Source organism: Sediminimonas sp., from assembly GCF_024637375.1.
Taxonomy (GTDB): Bacteria; Pseudomonadota; Alphaproteobacteria; order Rhodobacterales; family Rhodobacteraceae; genus Sediminimonas.
This window is the reverse complement of record NZ_JAGXFK010000072.1, coordinates 1-16,965: the sequence shown is the minus strand read 5'-3', so window position 1 is coordinate 16,965 and position 16,965 is coordinate 1. Positions and strand designations below refer to the sequence as shown.

At 66.4% G+C, this 16,965-nt stretch carries 17 protein-coding genes and 3 pseudogenes; 6 read left to right on the top strand and 14 right to left on the bottom strand.

Annotation, left to right across the window (positions count from 1 at the left end; genetic code table 11):
- Positions 1-715: 715 nt before the first annotated feature.
- From Q0L89_RS11555 to Q0L89_RS11495, 13 genes are all read right to left on the bottom strand, one after another.
- On the bottom strand, positions 716-1,117 hold the full coding sequence (locus Q0L89_RS11555; protein ID WP_296765187.1) for a RidA family protein: 402 nt from the start codon (positions 1,115-1,117) through the stop codon (positions 716-718).
- A 5-nt stretch (positions 1,118-1,122) separates the two neighbouring features.
- Positions 1,123-1,524, bottom strand: a complete 402-nt coding sequence (locus Q0L89_RS11550) for a thioesterase family protein (protein ID WP_296765186.1) — start codon at positions 1,522-1,524, stop codon at positions 1,123-1,125.
- 3 nt (positions 1,525-1,527) lie between these two features.
- Positions 1,528-2,217: an ABC transporter ATP-binding protein gene (locus Q0L89_RS11545; RefSeq protein ID WP_296765184.1), complete on the bottom strand. Its 690-nt coding sequence runs from the start codon at positions 2,215-2,217 to the stop codon at positions 1,528-1,530.
- The gene (locus tag Q0L89_RS11540; protein ID WP_296765181.1) at positions 2,214-2,969 is read right to left on the bottom strand and encodes an ABC transporter ATP-binding protein; all 756 of its coding nucleotides are present in this window, start codon (positions 2,967-2,969) and stop codon (positions 2,214-2,216) included. The genes Q0L89_RS11545 and Q0L89_RS11540 overlap by 4 nt, the downstream gene beginning before the upstream one ends.
- A complete protein-coding gene (locus tag Q0L89_RS11535) occupies positions 2,962-3,945 on the bottom strand; it encodes a branched-chain amino acid ABC transporter permease (protein ID WP_296765179.1) in 984 nt (327 codons plus the stop codon). The genes Q0L89_RS11540 and Q0L89_RS11535 overlap by 8 nt, the downstream gene beginning before the upstream one ends.
- 1 nt (position 3,946) lies before the next feature.
- The gene (locus Q0L89_RS11530) at positions 3,947-4,864 is read right to left on the bottom strand and encodes a branched-chain amino acid ABC transporter permease (protein WP_296765176.1); all 918 of its coding nucleotides are present in this window, start codon (positions 4,862-4,864) and stop codon (positions 3,947-3,949) included.
- A gap of 60 nt (positions 4,865-4,924) precedes the next feature.
- Positions 4,925-6,061, bottom strand: a complete 1,137-nt coding sequence (locus tag Q0L89_RS11525) for an ABC transporter substrate-binding protein (RefSeq protein WP_296765175.1) — start codon at positions 6,059-6,061, stop codon at positions 4,925-4,927.
- Positions 6,062-6,231: 170 nt separating this feature from the next.
- Entirely contained in the window at positions 6,232-7,857 is a 1,626-nt protein-coding gene (locus Q0L89_RS11520) for an AMP-binding protein (RefSeq protein ID WP_296765173.1), read from the bottom strand.
- A 1-nt stretch (position 7,858) separates the two neighbouring features.
- Positions 7,859-9,016, bottom strand: coding sequence for an acyl-CoA dehydrogenase family protein (locus Q0L89_RS11515; protein WP_296765171.1), 1,158 nt, complete (start codon positions 9,014-9,016; stop codon positions 7,859-7,861).
- Positions 9,016-9,831, bottom strand: coding sequence for an enoyl-CoA hydratase family protein (locus Q0L89_RS11510; RefSeq protein ID WP_296765167.1), 816 nt, complete (start codon positions 9,829-9,831; stop codon positions 9,016-9,018). The genes Q0L89_RS11515 and Q0L89_RS11510 overlap by 1 nt, the downstream gene beginning before the upstream one ends.
- Complete coding sequence (locus Q0L89_RS11505; RefSeq protein ID WP_296765166.1) at positions 9,828-10,277, bottom strand: MarR family transcriptional regulator; 450 nt, start codon at positions 10,275-10,277, stop codon at positions 9,828-9,830. Before Q0L89_RS11505 ends, Q0L89_RS11510 begins: the two co-directional genes overlap by 4 nt.
- Entirely contained in the window at positions 10,274-11,017 is a 744-nt protein-coding gene (locus Q0L89_RS11500) for an SDR family NAD(P)-dependent oxidoreductase (RefSeq protein ID WP_296765165.1), read from the bottom strand. The genes Q0L89_RS11505 and Q0L89_RS11500 overlap by 4 nt, the downstream gene beginning before the upstream one ends.
- The gene (locus Q0L89_RS11495; RefSeq protein ID WP_296765164.1) at positions 11,014-13,308 is read right to left on the bottom strand and encodes a bifunctional salicylyl-CoA 5-hydroxylase/oxidoreductase; all 2,295 of its coding nucleotides are present in this window, start codon (positions 13,306-13,308) and stop codon (positions 11,014-11,016) included. The genes Q0L89_RS11500 and Q0L89_RS11495 overlap by 4 nt, the downstream gene beginning before the upstream one ends.
- A gap of 309 nt (positions 13,309-13,617) precedes the next feature.
- Between Q0L89_RS11495 and Q0L89_RS11490 the strand changes: the two genes are divergently transcribed.
- The 6 genes and pseudogenes from Q0L89_RS11490 to Q0L89_RS11465 form a co-directional block, all read left to right on the top strand.
- A complete protein-coding gene (locus Q0L89_RS11490; RefSeq protein ID WP_296765162.1) occupies positions 13,618-14,118 on the top strand; it encodes a YbjN domain-containing protein in 501 nt (166 codons plus the stop codon).
- 43 nt (positions 14,119-14,161) lie between these two features.
- Entirely contained in the window at positions 14,162-14,977 is an 816-nt protein-coding gene (gene proC, locus Q0L89_RS11485; protein WP_296765189.1) for a pyrroline-5-carboxylate reductase, read from the top strand.
- On the top strand, positions 14,970-15,308 hold the full coding sequence (locus Q0L89_RS11480) for a tRNA-binding protein (protein ID WP_296765159.1): 339 nt from the start codon (positions 14,970-14,972) through the stop codon (positions 15,306-15,308). Before proC ends, Q0L89_RS11480 begins: the two co-directional genes overlap by 8 nt.
- Positions 15,308-16,261 (top strand): D-glycerate dehydrogenase, encoded by a 954-nt coding sequence (locus Q0L89_RS11475; RefSeq protein ID WP_296765157.1) that lies wholly within the window; start codon positions 15,308-15,310, stop codon positions 16,259-16,261. The genes Q0L89_RS11480 and Q0L89_RS11475 overlap by 1 nt, the downstream gene beginning before the upstream one ends.
- An 85-nt stretch (positions 16,262-16,346) precedes the next feature.
- Positions 16,347-16,523 (top strand): annotated as a pseudogene (locus tag Q0L89_RS11470) (beta-ketoacyl-ACP synthase III); the annotation flags it as partial.
- A 120-nt stretch (positions 16,524-16,643) separates the two neighbouring features.
- A pseudogene (locus Q0L89_RS11465) lies at positions 16,644-16,832 on the top strand (S-adenosylmethionine-binding protein); the annotation flags it as partial.
- Here the strand turns inward: Q0L89_RS11465 and Q0L89_RS11460 are convergent.
- Positions 16,826-16,965: pseudogene (locus Q0L89_RS11460) on the bottom strand (IS481 family transposase); the annotation flags it as partial. The pseudogenes Q0L89_RS11465 and Q0L89_RS11460 sit on opposite strands and share 7 nt — an antisense overlap.

Sequence of the window (16,965 nt, the reverse complement as noted above, 5' to 3'; positions counted from 1 at the left end):
CTGGCCAACGGAACGTGTCTCAAATCGGAATCCGGTATATTTTTTGGTTCCGCCCTGTTCGTCGGGTTCTGAAACCAAACCTGAATCGCGAGATATAAGGAGGGCTATATCGGATATCGGCGCTTTGCAGTAGCTGTCCGGTTGACCCGGCCTTATGGCTAGGGTCAGGCGACATCCCCGCTGCCGAACGTGTGGGTGGCTCACCCTCCCGTCCGAAACCGCGGGTTTGCCATCGCGGACCCATGACAGCGCCAAGATGCGGCAAGGGTCGCGATCAAAGCCAGTGCGACAGCAACTGCCCCGACCGACGGATCAAGGAGCTTGGCATGGGATATTGCGCCAGGCCACGCGCGCCCCGGGCCGACATCCGCCATGCGCGGGCAATGCACGCATTGCGGCCGGGCTGCTGCCAGTCTGCCGCGCGTCGGTCAGACGGAGATGCGGGGTGCGCTTGCCGAGCACTGCACGGTCGGAAAACGAAAAAGGCGCGCGAGCCCTCGCCGGCCCGCGCGCCATCATTTCGCGTCGAAGGTTGCTGATCAGAACCGGCGCATGAAGCCGACCTTCAGCGTCGAGAAATCACCGGCGCCCTTGAAGGGTTCGGTGCCGCTACCCGTCCCGAACCGCAGGTCGCCGAGGTCACCTTGCGCGACCTGTCAACGAAGGTGTCAACTCGCGGATCACCAGACCCCGAACTGTGCCAATTTTGCAGCACTTACTGGCCCGACAGAACGGCGGTGGCCTCGATTTCCACCACGGCGCGGTCCTCGACCAGCCCCGCGACCACGACCATGGTCATGGCGGGGAAATGCCGGCCCAGGATCTTGCGGTAGGCCGTGCCCACGGCGCGCTGGTTGTCGAGGTATTCGCTCTTGGATGTCACGTACCATGTCAGGCGCACCAGGTCCTCGGGGCGGCCGCCGGCCGCGTCGAGGATGGTGCGGATGTTCGACAATGCCTGTTCCATCTGGCCGATGAAATCGTCCGAGGCGAAGACCTGGTTTTCGTCCCAGCCGATCTGGCCACCGATATAGAGCGTGCCGTCGTGGGCCAGAACCCCGTTGGCATAACCCTTGGCGGGGCGCCAGCCCTCGGGGTGGATGATACTGTTTTCCATGTCGGTCACCTTTCCGCTTGAGCGTTGAGCGCGGCGCGCAGATCGTCGGGCCAGCCGTGCGGCCGGCCTTTGCCATCCACGAATACCAGCGTCGATTGCGCCGCGAGGCGGGGGTCGTCCCCGCATGTCGCATGGTAGTCCAGCGCCAGGCTGCTGCGCCCCGGGGGCGCGCAGCGCAGAGTGAAATCCAGCACGTCGCCATGCCGGCTGGGGGCGGTGAAACGTGCCGATATCTGCGCCGTGGGCACCGCGCCGGCACTGTGCAGCGTCTCGAACGGGTGGCCCAGGGCCTCGGCGAAGAACGCCTCGACGCAATCGTTGAGCATCTCGAAATAGCGCGGGTAGAACACGATGCCCGCCGGGTCGCAGTGCCGGAACAGGATCTTCTGGCGAAGGTGGAATGCCATCGCTCACACCCCCAGGTGGCGGTCGGTGACATCGCTGGTGAGTTCGCCGATCGCGCCGTGCCAGACCGAGCGGCCCTTGTCCAGGATCACCGCGCTGTCGGCGATGCCGCGCAGTTCCCTGAGCGACTTGTCGATCACCATCAGGGACATGCCGCCCTCGCGCTTGAGCCGTGCGATGGCGGCCCAGATTTCCTGCCGGACGACGGGGGCAAGCCCCTCGGTCGCCTCGTCGAGGACAAGCAGGCGCGGGTTGGTCATCAGGGCCCGGCCGATGGCCAGCATCTGTTGCTCGCCTCCTGACAGCGACAACGCCATCTGGCTCCGCCGCTCCTCCAGTTGCGGAAACAGGTCGGCGACGGCGCGCATGTCCCACGGCCCGGGCCGTGCCGCGGCGATGAGGTTTTCATGAACGGTCAGGTTCGGAAAACAGCGCCGCCCCTCGGGTACCAGCCCCAGCCCGGCGCGCGCGGCGCGATAGCTGGGCATGCCGGCCATGTCCTGCCCGTCGAACAGCACCTTGCCGCCGCGGTTGTGCAGCATTCGGCAGATCACCTTGACGGTGGTCGTCTTGCCCATGCCATTGCGCCCCATCAGCGCCAGCACCTCGCCCTCGTCGATGGACAGGTGCACATCGAACAGGGCCTGCGAAGGGCCGTAAAAGGCCGAGACGTGCGAAAGCTTGAGCAGGCTCATGCCTCGGCCTCCTCGCCCAGATAGGCGCTGCGCACCAGCGGGTCGACCCGGATTTCCGGGCCGGCGCCAGTGGCGATCACCTCGCCGTAGACCAGCACGCTGATGCGGTCGGCCAATGAGAACACCGCATCCATGTCGTGTTCGACCAGCAGGATCGGCGCGCGCTGGCGCAGGGTGTCGAGAAACCCCATCAGCCGGTGCGAGCCTTCGGTGCCCAGCCCGGCCATCGGCTCGTCCATCAGGAACGCGCGCGGCGACAGGGTCAGGGCCACGGCGACCTCGAGTTGCCGTCTCTGGCCGTGGCTCAGCTCGGCGGTTCGCGCGGCGGCGAAGTCCTCCAGCCCGACCTGCGCCAGTGCGTCATGTGCCACGTCCAGCAGGGCGCTGTCTTTCATCACGGGGGTAAAAAAGCGCAGCGCGTCGCCGCGCCGGCCAAGCGCGCCCAGCATGGCATTCTGCAAGACGCTCATGTCCATCGCCAGCGACGATATCTGGAAGGTCCGCCCAAGCCCGCGCCGCGCGCGGGCGACGGTGGACTCGCGGGTGATATCGGCGCCGTTGAACCGGATCGTGCCGCTATCGGGGCGCAGCCCCCCCGCGATCTGCTGGATCAGGGTCGACTTGCCGGCCCCGTTGGGGCCGATCAGGGCGTGAATCTCCCCCTCGCGCAGGTCGAGCGAGACGTCGTTGCTTGCCTTCAGCGCGCCGAACGACTTGCAGATGTTGTGCACGCTCAGGATCGGTTCAGTCATGGGCGACCTCCCGTCCGGCGACCAGACCGATCAGCCCGCCGCGGGCGAACAGCACCACAACCAGCAGCAGCGCGCCCAGGTAGATGTGCCAGAACTCCGACAGCCCGCCAAGCACGTGTTCCAGCGCGATGAACAGTGCCGCCCCCGCCACCGGCCCGAATAGCCGCCCGACGCCGCCGAGGATGACGAAGATCATGATTTCCCCGCTGGTCTGCCAACTGAACATGGTGGGGCTGACAAAGCGGTTGAGATCGGCGTAAAGCGCCCCCGACAGCGCGGTGATCGCGCCGGAGATGGTGAAGGCCACCAGGAACAGCCGGTAAGGCACCAGCCCCACGGCCTGCACCCGCTGGGGGTTTTGCCGCGCCCCCGACAGCGCCAGGCCGAAGGGCGAGGCGGCGATGCGCGCCACCAGCAGCAACACCGCGCACATCACCGCGAAGCACAGCGCGAAATACTGGATCGGGTCCAGCGTGTTCAGCCCCGGAAAGCCGTTGCGCACGTAGATGGGCAGCCCGTCCTCGCCGCCATAGGCCGGCCAGCTTATCGCGAAGTAGTAGAACATCTGCCCGAAGGCGAGGGTGATCATGATGAAATAGACCCCGGTCGTGCGCAGGCTGAGCGCACCGATGACCAGCGCGGTCAGCGCACCGGCAAGGATCGCCACCAGCCAGATCACCGGCATCGACTTGGTGCCCTCTACCAGCAGCGGCCACTCCATCAGCGGTGTGTAGCTTTGGGCGTGACTGGCCAGGATGCCCATGGCATAGCCGCCGATCCCGAAGAACGCCGCGTGGCCCAGGCTGACCAACCCGCCAAGGCCAAGCGCCAGGTTCAGCCCGATCCCGGCTATGGCGAAGATCGCCACCTTGGTGACAAGCGTGATGATGAACGGCTCATCCGCCGTCCAGGCCCACAGCGCCACGGCGACGAGCATGGCCAGCAAGGCGGCGTTGAGGATGGTCTCGGCGCGCATGTCATGGCCCTCCAAACAGGCCGGTGGGGCGGAACAGCAGCACCCCGGCCATGAGCAAGTAGATAGACATCGCCGCCAGCGCCGAGCCCATGGTCATTGCCGACGACGCGTCCATGAACAGGGTAAACAGTCGCGGCAGCAGGAACCCGCCCAGGGTATCGGTCAGCCCGACAAGGATCGCGCCCACCAGCGCCCCCTTGATCGACCCGATGCCGCCGATCACGATCACCACGAAGGCCAGGATCAGAACCGGCTCGCCCATGCCCACCTGCACCGACTGGATGGCGCCGATCAGGGCACCGGCGAACCCGGCCAGCGCCGCCCCGAGCGCGAAGATCAGGGTATAGAGCCGCGCGATGTTGACGCCGAGCGCGCCGATCATCTCGCGGTCGCTTTCGCCGGCGCGGATGCGGATGCCGATGCGCGTGTGTGCGATCAGCGCGAACAGCCCGGCCGCAACGGCCAGCCCGATCAGGATCATCGTCAGCCGGTAGAGCGGGTACTCGATGCCGCCGGGCAGGGTGACCGACCCCGACAGGTAGTCCGGCACCTCGAGAAACAGCGGGAACGAGCCGAAGACCCACCGCGTGCCTTCCGAGAAGATCAGGATCAGCGCGAAGGTGGCCAGCACCTGGTCGAGGTGGTCGCGGTCATACAGACGCCGGATCACCGTCAGTTCGACCAGCGCGCCGGCCGCCGCGGCGGCCACCAGGCTGGCCACCAGCGCCAGCAGGAATGACCCCGTCGCCGCCGCGGTGGCCGCCGCCGCGAAGGCGCCGACCATGTAAAGCGAGCCATGCGCGAGGTTGATCAGCCCCATGACCCCGAAGATCAGTGTCAGGCCCGCCGCCATGAGAAACAGCATGACCCCGAATTGCAGGCCGTTGAGCACCTGCTCGACAAGAAGAACAATCGACATCTGCCGCCCCTTGAACGGGAGGGCGCGGGCCACGCCGTGGCGCGGCCCGCGCCGTTTGGGTTACATGCTGCACTGATCGGCGTAGGCGTCGGCGTGATCTTCCAGCGCGGTGCCGATGATCTTGTTGGTATAGACGTCGCCTTCCTTGATCACCTCGCGCACGTAGATGTCCTGGATCGGGTGATTGTTGGACCCGAAGCGGAAATCGCCGCGCACCGATGCGAAATCGGCCGCCTTGAGCGCGGCGCGGAACGCCTGCGTATCGGACACGTCGGCCTTGTCCATGGCGCTCATCAGCAGGTTGGCGGTGTCATAGCCCTGGCTGGCGTAAAGCGAGGGCAGGCGGTCGTATTCTTCCTGAAACGCCGCGACAAAGGCCGTGTTTGCGGCATTGTCCAGATCCTTGTTCCACTGCGAGGTGTTCTTGACCCCGAGCGCCGCTTCGCCGACCGCTTGCAGGATGCCCTGGTCAAAGCTGAACGCGGGGCCGACCACGGGGATATCCATGCCGCTGTCGGCGTATTGCTTGAGGAAGGAAATCCCCATGCCGCCGGGCAGGAAGAAGTAGATACTGTCGGCGCCGCTTGCGCGGATCTGCGCGATCTCGCTGGCATAGTCGGTCTGCCCCAGCTTGGTATAGATTTCACCGGCCAGTTCGCCCTCGTAAAGGCGCTTGTAGCCGGTCAGCGCGTCCTGCCCAGCCGGATAGTTGGGTGCCAGGATGAACGAATTGGTCAGCCCGGCCGAGTTGGCGTAGGCGCCGGCGGCCTCGTGCAGGTTGTCGTTCTGCCACGCGACGTTGAAATAGTTGGGGTCGCAGCCCTTGCCGGCCAGCATCGACGGCCCGGCATTGGGCGAAAGATAGAACTTGCCCTGCGCGACCGTGGCGGGAATCACCGCCATGGCCAGGTTGGACCAGATGATGCCGGTCAGCACGTCCACCTTTTCCGACTGGATCATCTTGTCGGCCAGTTGCACCGCGACGTCGGGTTTGCGTTGATCGTCCTCGATGACGACCTCGAGATCGTCGCGGCCGGCCTGTTTCACGGCCAGCATGAAGCCGTCGCGCACGTCGATGCCAAGGCCGGCACCGCCGCCCGAAAGCGTGGTGATCATTCCGACCTTTACGTTCTCGGCCTGTGCCGCGATGGCGCTGGCGCCAATGGCGATGGCCGTTGCCAGTGTTGTGAATTTCATTTGTCTTCCTCCTGTTGGTTCGTGACGGATCGATTCACCCCTTGTCGGGGCTTTCATGTCCGGCCCGGGCCCGTCGTCCCCCGGTCGGTTGTCGGTGTCCTTCGAGGGCCACACCGTGGCGCTGCCCGATCCCAGACCATACACATGCGGGCGCGAGCGTCCACTTTCGGCTAGCCCCCGTGCCGCTCGCGCAGGACGTGCCGGCGAATCTTGCCTGTGGCGGTCTTGGGCAGCTCTGCCTCGAAATGGATGGCGCGCGGGTATTTGAAGGGCGCGATGGTCGCTTTGACGTGGTCCTGCAGGGCCTTGGCCAGCGCCGCGTCCGGCGCGGCCCCGTCGGCGACGACGACATGCGCCTGCACGATCGCGCCGCGCGCATCGTCGGGCACGCCGATCACCGCGCATTCGACCACGGCCGCATGCGACAGCAGCGCCGCCTCGACCTCGGGACCGGCGATGTTGTAGCCCGACGACACGATCATGTCGTCGTTGCGGGCGGCGAAATACAGGTAACCGCCGTCGTCCATGCGAAAGCTGTCGCCGGTGATGTTCCAGCCGTCGCGCACGTAGTCCTTCTGGCGCCGGTCGTCGAGGTAGCGGCACCCCGTCGGCCCGCGCACGGCCAGCCGGCCGACCTCGCCGGTGGCCACGTCGCGCATGTCGTCATCGACGATGCGCGCCTCGTAGCCGGTGACCGGCCGGCCGGTGCAGCCGGGGCGGGAATCGTCGATGCGGTTGGATACGAAGATGTGCAGCATCTCGGTGGCGCCGATCCCGTCGAGCATCGGCTTTCCGGTGGCGCTCATCCATGCCTCGTATACCGGCGCCGGCAGGGTTTCACCGGCCGAGACGGCGGCGCGCAGGCTGGACAGGTCGGCGCCGTCCTCCATCGCGTCGATCATCACCCGGTACGCTGTCGGCGCGGTAAAGCAGATCGTGGCGCGGTATTTCTGGATGATCTCGATCATGTTGGGCGGCGAGGCGTTCTCCAACAGCGTCGCGGTGGCGCCGAAACGCAGCGGGAACACCGCCAGACCGCCCAGGCCGAAGGTGAACGCCAGCGGCGGCGAGCCGACAAACACATCGTCGGGCTGCACGTCCAGCACCTCGCGCGCGTAGCCGTCGGCGATGATCAGCAGGTCGCGGTGAAAATGCATCGTGGCCTTCGGATCGCCGGTGGTGCCCGAGGTAAACCCCAGCAGCGCCACGTCGTCGCGCCCGGTGCATGGTGCGTCGAATTGCACCGGCTTTTCAAGCGCCAGCTGGTCCATCTCGGCTTCGTGGTTGGAGGTGCCGTCGAACCCCGCGACGCGCATCAAGAAGCGGCTGTCGCGGGCGCATTTCTCCATCTCGTCCATCAGGCGCGTGTCGCACAGGGCATGGCTGATCTCGGCCTTGTCGACGATCGCGCCCAGTTCGCCGGCGCGCAGCATCGGCATGGTGTTGACGGCCACCGCCCCCACCTTGGTGGCAGCCAGCCAGCAGGCCACCATGGCAGGGTTGTTGGCCGACCGGATCAGTACCCGGTTGCCGGGCACCACGCCCATGTCCTCGACCAGCACATGCGCCAGCCGGTTGGTCCAGTCGGCCAGTTCCTTGTAGGTGCGCCGCCGACCGTTGCCGATCAGCGCCGTGTGGTCGCCGAAACCGCGTGCGACCATCGCGTCGGTCAGCTCGACGCCGGCGTTGAGGTGGTCGGGGTAGTCGAACCCGTCCAGCAGCATGTCGGGCCATTGCTCGGGGGGCGGCAGGCGGTCGCGGGTGAAGGTGTCTATGTGCCCGGTCGGTCCCAGCATGTTATCCTCTCTCATGGGTGGCGAGTGTCTGGCGCGCGATGATGACGCGCTGCACGTCCGAGGCGCCCTCGTAAATGCGCAGCGCCCGTATATCGCGGTAGAGCCGCTCGACCGTCTCGCCCGACTTGACGCCATCGCCGCCATGCAGTTGCACCGCCGAGTCGATCACCTTTTGCGCCTGTTCGGTCGAGAACAGCTTGGCCATCGCGGCCTCACGGGTGATGCGCGCGGCGCCGGTATCCTTGGCCCAGGCGGCGCGGTAGACCAGCAGTGCGCTGGCGTCGATATCCAGCGCCATGTCGGCGATATGCCCCTGCACCATCTGCAGATCGGCCAGCGGTGCGCCACCAACCTGGCGGGTGCCGACGCGCGCCAAAGCCTCGTCCAGCGCGCGGCGCGCGAACCCAAGCGCCGCCGCCGCCACCGTGGGGCGGAACACGTCGAGCACCGACATGGCGATGCGGAACCCCGCCCCCTGCTCGCCGATCAGCGCCGAGGCGGGCACGCGGCAACCATCGAAGCGCAGCCTGGCCAGCGGGTGCGGCGCGATGGTTTGCAACCGCTCGGCTACCTCCAGCCCCGGCGTGTCGGCGGGCACGACAAAGGCCGACAACCCGCGCGCGCCGGGGGCGTCGCCGGTGCGCGCGAAGACGGTGTAGACATCGGCGATGCCGCCATTCGAGATCCAGGTCTTTTCGCCGCTCAGCACGTAGCCGTCGCCGTCGCGGGTGGCGGTCATGGTCGAATTGGCCACGTCCGAGCCCGATTGCGGCTCGGTCAGGGCGAAGGCGGCGATGGCCTGACCTGTGCGGGTGCGCGGCAGCCATTTCATTTTCTGCGCATCCGTGCCGAACAGCGAGATCGCCCCGGTGCCGAGCCCCTGCATGGCAAAGGCGAAATCGGCCAGCCCGTCGTGGCGCGCCAGCGTCTCGCGCGACAGGCACAGCGCGCGCACGTCGAATGCCTCGCCCGCCTCGGCGGAGGTGGGGCGCAGCCAGCCATCGGCGCCCAGACGCGCCACCAGGTCGCGGCAGGCGGCATCGGCGTCGGCGTGGTCGATGGTGCCAAGGCTGTCACGCGCCCAGGCGTCAAGCCCGTGCGCCAGCGTCTTGTGCGCGGGGGTCAGGAACGGCCAGTCGAGAAAGGATTTGTCTGCCATCAGTCGCCCTTGAAGACCGGTGTTTCGCGCGCCGCAAAGGCGCGGTAGGCGCGTTCGAAGTCGCCCGTTTGCATGCAGATCGCCTGCGCTTGCGCTTCGGCCTCGATGGCCTGTTCAAGCCCCATGTTCCATTCCTGGTTGATCTGCGTCTTGGTGATTCCGTGGGCAAAGGTCGGCCCGGCGGCGAGGCGCTCGGCCAAGGTGCGCGCGGCATCGTCCAACGCATCCGCTGTCGGATGCACCGCGTTCCAGAAGCCCCATGCGTGGCCCTCGTCCGCGCTCATGCTGCGGCCGGTGTAAAGCAGTTCGGCCGCGCGGCCCTGACCGATGATCCGCGGCAACATCGCGCAGGCGCCCATGTCGCAGCCGGCCAGCCCGACGCGGGTGAACAGGAAGGCGCATTTCGCCTGTTCGGTGGCCAGCCGCATGTCGGAGGCCATGGCGATGATCGCCCCGGCACCGACGCAGACGCCGTCAACGGCGGCGATCACCGGTTTGTGGCAGCCGATCATCGCCTTGACCAGGTCGCCGGTCATGCGGGTGAAGGCCAGCAGGTCGGTCATGTTCATGTCGACCAGCGGGCCGATAATTTCATGCACGTCGCCGCCCGAGCAGAAATTGCCGCCGTTCGAGGCAAAGATCACCACGTCGACATCGGTGGCATAGGGCAGGGCGCGGAAGGTATCGCGCAGCTCGGCATAGCTTTCAAACGTCAGCGGGTTCTTGCGCTCGGGCCGGGCCAGCCGGATGGTCGCGATCCGGTTCTCGACCTGCCAGTCGAAATGGGTTGGCTTCAGCGTGGCGAGTTCGGTCATTGCGATTGTCCTTCCATACGGCGGATGAGGGTGCGCATCATGTCAAGTTCCTCGTGGCCGAGATTGGCGAACAGCTTGTCCACTTCGGCCTCGTGGGCGCGGGCCAGGGCCTCGAACCGGGTACGCCCGGCATCCGACAGGGCGACGTGCTTGACCCGGCGGTCGCTTTCGCTGGCCACGCGCAGCGCCAGCCCGTCGCGTTCCAGCCGGTCGACAACGGCGGTGGCGTTGCCGTTCGACACCAGCAGCCGTTCGCTGAGTTCGCTCATCTTCATCGGCTTGCCGGCGCGGTGAAGCGCCGCCATCACGTCGAAGCGCGGCAGCGTGGTGTCGCATTCGCGGCGCAGGAATTCGCGCAGGTGGTTCTCGGCCCGTCGCGTCAGGCGCAGGATGCGCAGCCATGTGCGCAGGCGCCGGCGGGTCAGGGGGGTGGCGTGATCGTTCATACCTCGCCCCCCGCGATGGCGATGGCCTGCCCGTTGATGCCGTCGCTGCCGGGGCCGCACAGCCACAGCGCCGCCGCCGTCACCTCGTCGGGACGAATGAGGCGCTTTTGCGGGTTGTGGGCCGCCAGCGCCGCGCGCGCGTCTTCGGGGCTCTTGCCGGTCTTGTCGGTGATCGTGGCGACCGAGCGATCGGTCATCTCGGTATCTAGGAAACCGGGGCAAAGGGCATTGGCGGTCACCTCGCCGCGCGCCAGTTCCAGCGCCAGCGACCGCGTCATGCCGACCACGCCGTGCTTGGCCGCGGCATAGGGCGCGACATAGGCATAGCCCTTGAGCGCCGCGGTCGAGGCGACCGAGATCAGCCGCCCCCACCCCGGCATCTGCGCCAGCCCCGCGCGCAGGGTCAGGAACACGCCGGTCAGGTTTACCGCCAGCATGGCGTTCCATTGCTCCAGCGTTGTGCGAGCGAAGGGGGCGCTTTCGGCAGCGCCGGCGTTGGCGATGACGATGTCCACCGGCCCCGCGCGTTGGAACAACGTGTCCACCTGCTCCGCGTCGGTGATATCGGCCGAAAGGGCGCGGATTGCCAGATGTGTTGCTGCCACCGCGTCAAGCGGCGCCTGGCGTCGCCCCGCGACGACGACCCCGGCCGCGCCCGCATCGGCAAAGCCGCGCGCCAGGTCGGCGCCCAGCCCGCCGCCGCCACCGGTGATCAGAACGCGCGTGCCTTCGACGGTCATACCCGGATCGCCTCCTGCGCCTTTTCCTGCAATCGGTAAGCCTGGTCGCGGCCCGGCAGGTAGGGCTCGGGCCAGTGCACACCGGTATCGCCAAGCGCCACGGCGGCGTGCAGTGTCCAGTACGGGTCGGCCAGGTGCGGGCGGGCGAGGCAGACCAGGTCGGCGCGCCCGGCCATCAGGATCGAGTTGACGTGATCGGTCTCGTAAATATTGCCCACGGCCATGGTGGGCATGTCCAGGTCGTTGCGGATGCGGTTGGAAAACGGTGTCTGGAACATGCGGCCATAGACCGGGCGCGCGTCGGTGCTGGTCTGGCCGGCCGAGACGTCGATGATGTCGGCGCCGGCGTCGCGGAACATGGTGGCGATCTCGACCGCGTCTTCGGGCGTGACGCCGTCTTCGCCCACCCAGTCATTGGCCGAGATGCGCACCGACATCGGCTTTTCGTCGGGCCAGGCGTCGCGCATCGCCGCGAATACCTCCAGCGGGTAGCGCATGCGATTTTCCAGGCTGCCGCCATACTCGTCCGTACGGATATTCGAGACCGGCGAGATGAATGACGAGATCAGGTAGCCGTGCGCGGCGTGCAGCTCGATCATGTCGAAGCCCGCGCGCTCTGCCATCCGGGCGCTGGCGACGAACTGATCGCGCACCTCGTCCATCTCGGCGCGGGTGATCTCGCGCGGGGTGGCGTTGCGCGGGGACCACGCGATCGGCGAGGCCGACACGACATCCCAGTTGCCGGTGGACAGGGGGGCATCCATTTCCTGCCAGCCCAGCTGGGTCGATCCCTTGCGCCCCGAATGGCCGATCTGGCAACAGATACGCGCGTGGGTCTCGGCGTGAACGAAGTCGGTCAGCCGGGCCCACGCGGCTTCGTGTTCCGGGGCATAAAGGCCGGGGCAGCCGGGGGTGATACGGCCCTCGGGGCTGACGCAGGTCATTTCCGTGTAGACCAGCCCGGCACCGCCCTTGGCCCGTTCGGCGTAGTGGATAAAGTGCCAGTCGGTCGGGCAGCCGTCGACCGCCTTGTATTGTGCCATGGGCGAGACGACGACGCGGTTTTCCAGCGTCATGTCGCGCAGGCGGTAGGGCGCGAACATCGGCGCGCGTACCGGGGCATCGTCGGGCACGCCGGCTTGCGTCTGGAACCACCGCTCGGCGGTTTGCAGCCAGTCCGGGTCGCGCAGGCGCAGGTTCTCGTGGCTGATCCGCTGCGAGCGGGTGAGCAGGTTGTAGGTGAACTGGATCGGATGCTGGTCGATGTAGCGTTCGATATCCTCGAACCATTCCAGCGAATTGCGCGCGGCCGATTGCAGGCGCAGTACCTCGAGGCGGCGTTCCTCCTGGTAGCGTTCGAACGCGCGCTCCAGCGTCGGTTCGGAATGCAGGTAATCGGCGAGCGCGATGGCGCTGTCGAAGGCCAGCCGCGTGCCCGACCCGATCGAGAAATGCCCCGTGGCCGCCGCATCGCCCATCAGCACGATGTTGTCGTGATACCATTTCTCGCAGATCACGCGGGGGAAGTTCATCCACACCGCCGAGCCGCGCAGGTGGGCGGCGTTCGACATCAGTTCGTGCCCGTCGAGGTGCTTTTCGAACACCTTGCGGCAGGTCTCGACGGTTTCTTCCTTGCTCATGTGTTCGAAGCCGAAGGCATCCCAGGTGGATTGCAGGCACTCGACGATGAAGGTCGCGGTGTCGTCGTCGAACTGGTAGACATGCGCCCACATCCAGCCGTGCTCGGTTTTCTCGAAGATGAAGGTGAAGGCGTCATTGAATTTCTGGTGTGTGCCCAGCCAGACGAACTTGCACAGGCGGGTGTCGATATCGGGGCGGAAGACGTCGGTGAATTCTTCGCGCACCGTGGAGTTGATCCCATCGGCGGCCACGATCAGGTCGTAGTCGTCGCGGAATTTCCCGGCGCCCTCGAACTCGGCCTCGAAGCGCAGATCGACGCCCAGCTCGCGGGCGCGCTGTTGCAGCAGCACCAGCATCTGCTTGCGTCCGATTCCGGCGAATCCGTGTCCGCCCGAAACGGTGCGCACGCCGGCCTTTTCAACGGCGATATCGTCCCAATAGATGAAATGATCGCGGATCGCCTGCGTGCTTTCGGGGTCGTTGCGCTGCATCCTCTCCAGCGCGTCATCGGACAGCACGACGCCCCAGCCGAAGGTGTTGTTGGCGGCGTTGCGCTCCATCACGGTGACCTCGTGCGCGGGGTCGCGCAGCTTCATGCTGATGGCGAAGTAAAGCCCCGCCGGCCCGCCCCCAAGACACAGGATTCGCATGTGATGGCCTTCCTTCTTGCCGCACCGTCGTTGGCGAAAGGCTGGCATGAGTCGGAAATAATTTCAAGCTTGAAACTTCAAGTTTGAAGGAAAGTGCCGATATCGCCGATGCGGACTGTCGACATCCTGTGTCGTGGTATTGGCTATCCACAAGTTTTTGGGATGGTCACCAAAGTTTAGCTTTACAGGCTGCCCGATGCGCATCACCATATGTTGTATGGTCATTCGGCAAGCCCGCCGGTTGTTGACCATGCATCTAGGGCTTGGGGTGAAAGCCCCGCCCGGCGCTAAGCAACAATGAGGCGAGTCATGGCCCTGGCAGAGCAGTTTCTCGAAACGGAAATCCACCCGATCGACATCGTCGAGCACATCGCCGAGTATCACCATTGGGAGTTCGACCGCCTGGGCGACGACCAGATCGCGATGGCCGTCGAGGGGCAGTGGCGCACCTATTCGATCACGCTGGCCTGGTCGGCCCATGACGAAACCCTGCGCATGATCTGTACCTTCGAGATGGAGCCGCCCGAATATCGCCTGCCGGCGCTTTACCACATGCTGAACGTCGTGAACGACCAGTGCTGGGCGGGGGCCTTCAGCTTCTGGCCCGCGCAGCAGTTGATGGTCTATCGCTACGGGTTGGTGCTGAGCGGGGGGCAGGTGGCCGCGCCCGAGCAGCTTGATACAATGATCCGCACTGCCTTTGACAGCGCCGAGCGCTACTACCCCGCGCTACAGCTTGTCGTCTGGGGCGACCAGCCGCCCGAACAGGCGCTCGAGGTCGCCATTGCAGGGGCCTACGGACGCGCGTAAGACTTCCCCCGATATGCAGGATATGCCGTCGGAGGGGCTGATCATGGACATGGACTACCTTGCGCGCAAAGGCCTGGTGCTGCTTGGTTGTGGCAAGATGGGGTCGGCGATGCTGAAAGGCTGGCTCGACGACGGGTTGCCGCCTGCCAGCGTCTGGGTGGTCGATCCCGATCCGTCCGACTGGCTTCGCCGAACCGGCGTGCACATCAATGCAGATCTGCCCGCGCAGCCCGCCATCGCGCTGATCGCCGTCAAGCCGCAGATGATGGGCGATGCCCTGCCCGCGCTTGCCGCCATGGGCGGCGGCGATACGGTGTTCCTGTCGGTTGCCGCCGGCATTCCCATCGCCAGTTTCGAACGGGTGCTGGGGGCCGGCACGCCGCTGATCCGCGCCATGCCCAACACGCCCGCCGCCGTGGGCCGCGGCATCACCGCGATCGTGGGCAACCGGCACGCGGGCGCGGCGCAGATGGATTTGGCCGAGGCGCTACTGCGCGCCGTGGGGCAGGTGGTGCGCCTTGACGACGAGGCGCAGATGGATGCGGTGACCGGGGTGTCGGGGTCTGGCCCGGCCTATGTTTTCCACCTGATCGAAACACTGGCCGCCGCGGGCGAGGCCGAGGGCCTGTCGCCCGATCTGGCGATGCAACTGGCCAAGGCGACCGTGGCCGGGGCCGGCGCACTGGCCGAGGCCGCAGACGAGACGCCGACGCAGTTGCGCGTCAACGTCACCAGCCCGAACGGCACCACGCAGGCGGCGCTGGAGGTGCTGATGGACGAAGATGCGGGCTTTCCGGCGCTTCTGCGCCGCGCCGTCAAGGCGTCGGCGGATCGCTCGCGGGAGCTGGCCAATGGCTGAGATCACCTTTGACGATTTCCTCAAGGTCGATATCCGTGTGGGCCGCGTGACCCGGGCCGAGCCTTTCCCAGAGGCGCGCAAGCCGGCCATCAAGCTGTGGGTCGATTTCGGCCCCGAGATCGGCGAGAAGAAGACCTCGGCCCAGATTGCCGACCATTACACGCCCGATGCGCTGCTGGGCCGGCAGGTGATGGCGGTGGTGAATTTCCCGCCGCGCCAGATCGGGCCGTTCATGTCCGAGGTGCTGGTGCTGGGCGCGGCGGATGACGAAGGCCGTGTGGTGCTGGTCGCCCCCGACCTTGACGTGCCTCGCGGCGCGCGGATGCACTGATGCCCAAGCTGCTGATCACCCGGCCGATGCCCGACAGCGTCGCGGCGGCGGCGCACGCGGCGTTCGAGACCGAGATACGCGACAAGACCGCGCCGATGACGGCCTCGGAAATGCGCGCCGCGCTGGCGCTCTACGACGCGGTGATGCCGACGCTGGGCGATGCATTCGATGCGGGCATATTCGATGAATTCGACACGCCCCGATGCCGGATCCTGGCTAATTTCGGCGTCGGCTACAACCACATCGACGCCGAGGCGGCGCGCGCCCATGGCGTCACCGTCACCAACACCCCCGGCGCTGTGACCGATGCCACCGCCGACATCGCCATGACCCTGATGCTGATGAGCGCCCGCCGCGCCGCCGAGGGCGAGCGGCTGGTGCGCGCCGGCGCCTGGCAGGGATGGCACCCGACGCAGATGCTGGGCCTGCACCTGACCGGCAAGACCGTGGGCATCGTCGGCATGGGGCGCATCGGGCAGGCCATCGCGCGGCGCTGTCATTTCGGCTTCGGCATGGAGGTCGTCTATGTCAACCGGTCGCCCCGCGAGGTGGATTTCCCCGCCCGGCAGTTGGCTGACCTGGCCGCCCTGGCCGCGGCGGCCGACGTGGTGGTGATCGCCACGCCGGGGGGCGCAGAGACGCATCACCTGATCGGTGCCGACACCTTCGCGGCGATGAAATCCACCGCGCACCTGGTCAACATCGCGCGCGGCGACGTGGTGGACGAGGCGGCGCTGATCGACGCGCTGCAAACCGGGCGCATCGCGGGTGCCGGCCTTGACGTCTACGAGTTCGAGCCGCGCGTCCCCGACGCCCTGCGCGCGCTGGAGAACGTGACGCTGCTGCCGCACCTGGGTACCGCGGCGCTGGAAGTGCGCGAGGCGATGGGGCGCATGGCGCTGGACAACCTGCGCGCGTTTTTTGCCGGGAACGAGCCGCCCAACCGCGTTTGAACGGCGATCGCGCTTGACCACCTGCGCCTCGTCGTCAAGGCACACCACCTGCCCCAGGGCGCGCAGTAGCGCCTCGGCCAAATCCATCTGCGCCGCTTCGAACATGGAGCGCGCCTATCCCGCCGTCGCCATCGAGACCCAGAAGGAAGTGGGCGCCGGTGGCTTCGCCTTCGACATGAACGTGGCGTGTTCCTCGTCCACCTTCGCCATCCAGGCCGCCGCCGACACAATCCGCTGCGGATCGGTGCGCCGGGCGCTGGTGGAACGGGCCTGAGCGCGCTGGTGCGGCGTTTTTCAGGGCATCCATTAAGCGTTGATAAAGAATTCATGTTCTACTAATGTTCTAAATGACATCAAGGTGAACTCAGGCTACATATTGGACATGACGCAAACCCCTTCCCAAGACTTGTCCGATTTCCTCGGGAGTGACCGCTTCGGTACGGTCATGGCCGACCCGACTTGGCGGTTCATCAACCGCACCGGCAAGGTCGCGCCCGAACACAAGCGGCTGTCGCGCTATCCGACGATGACCGTAGATGAAATTTGCGCCCTGCCGGTAGGCGATTACCTGTCACATCCCGGAAGGTAGTATGGCTGTTTCTTGAACAGCTCTGGCTTGAGGTTGTGCCAGTCTTTCATCGCTTGCAAGGGCGTTTTGCTGCCCAAGGCTGATTGAGGGAGTTTCTGGTTATAGAGCCAGACGT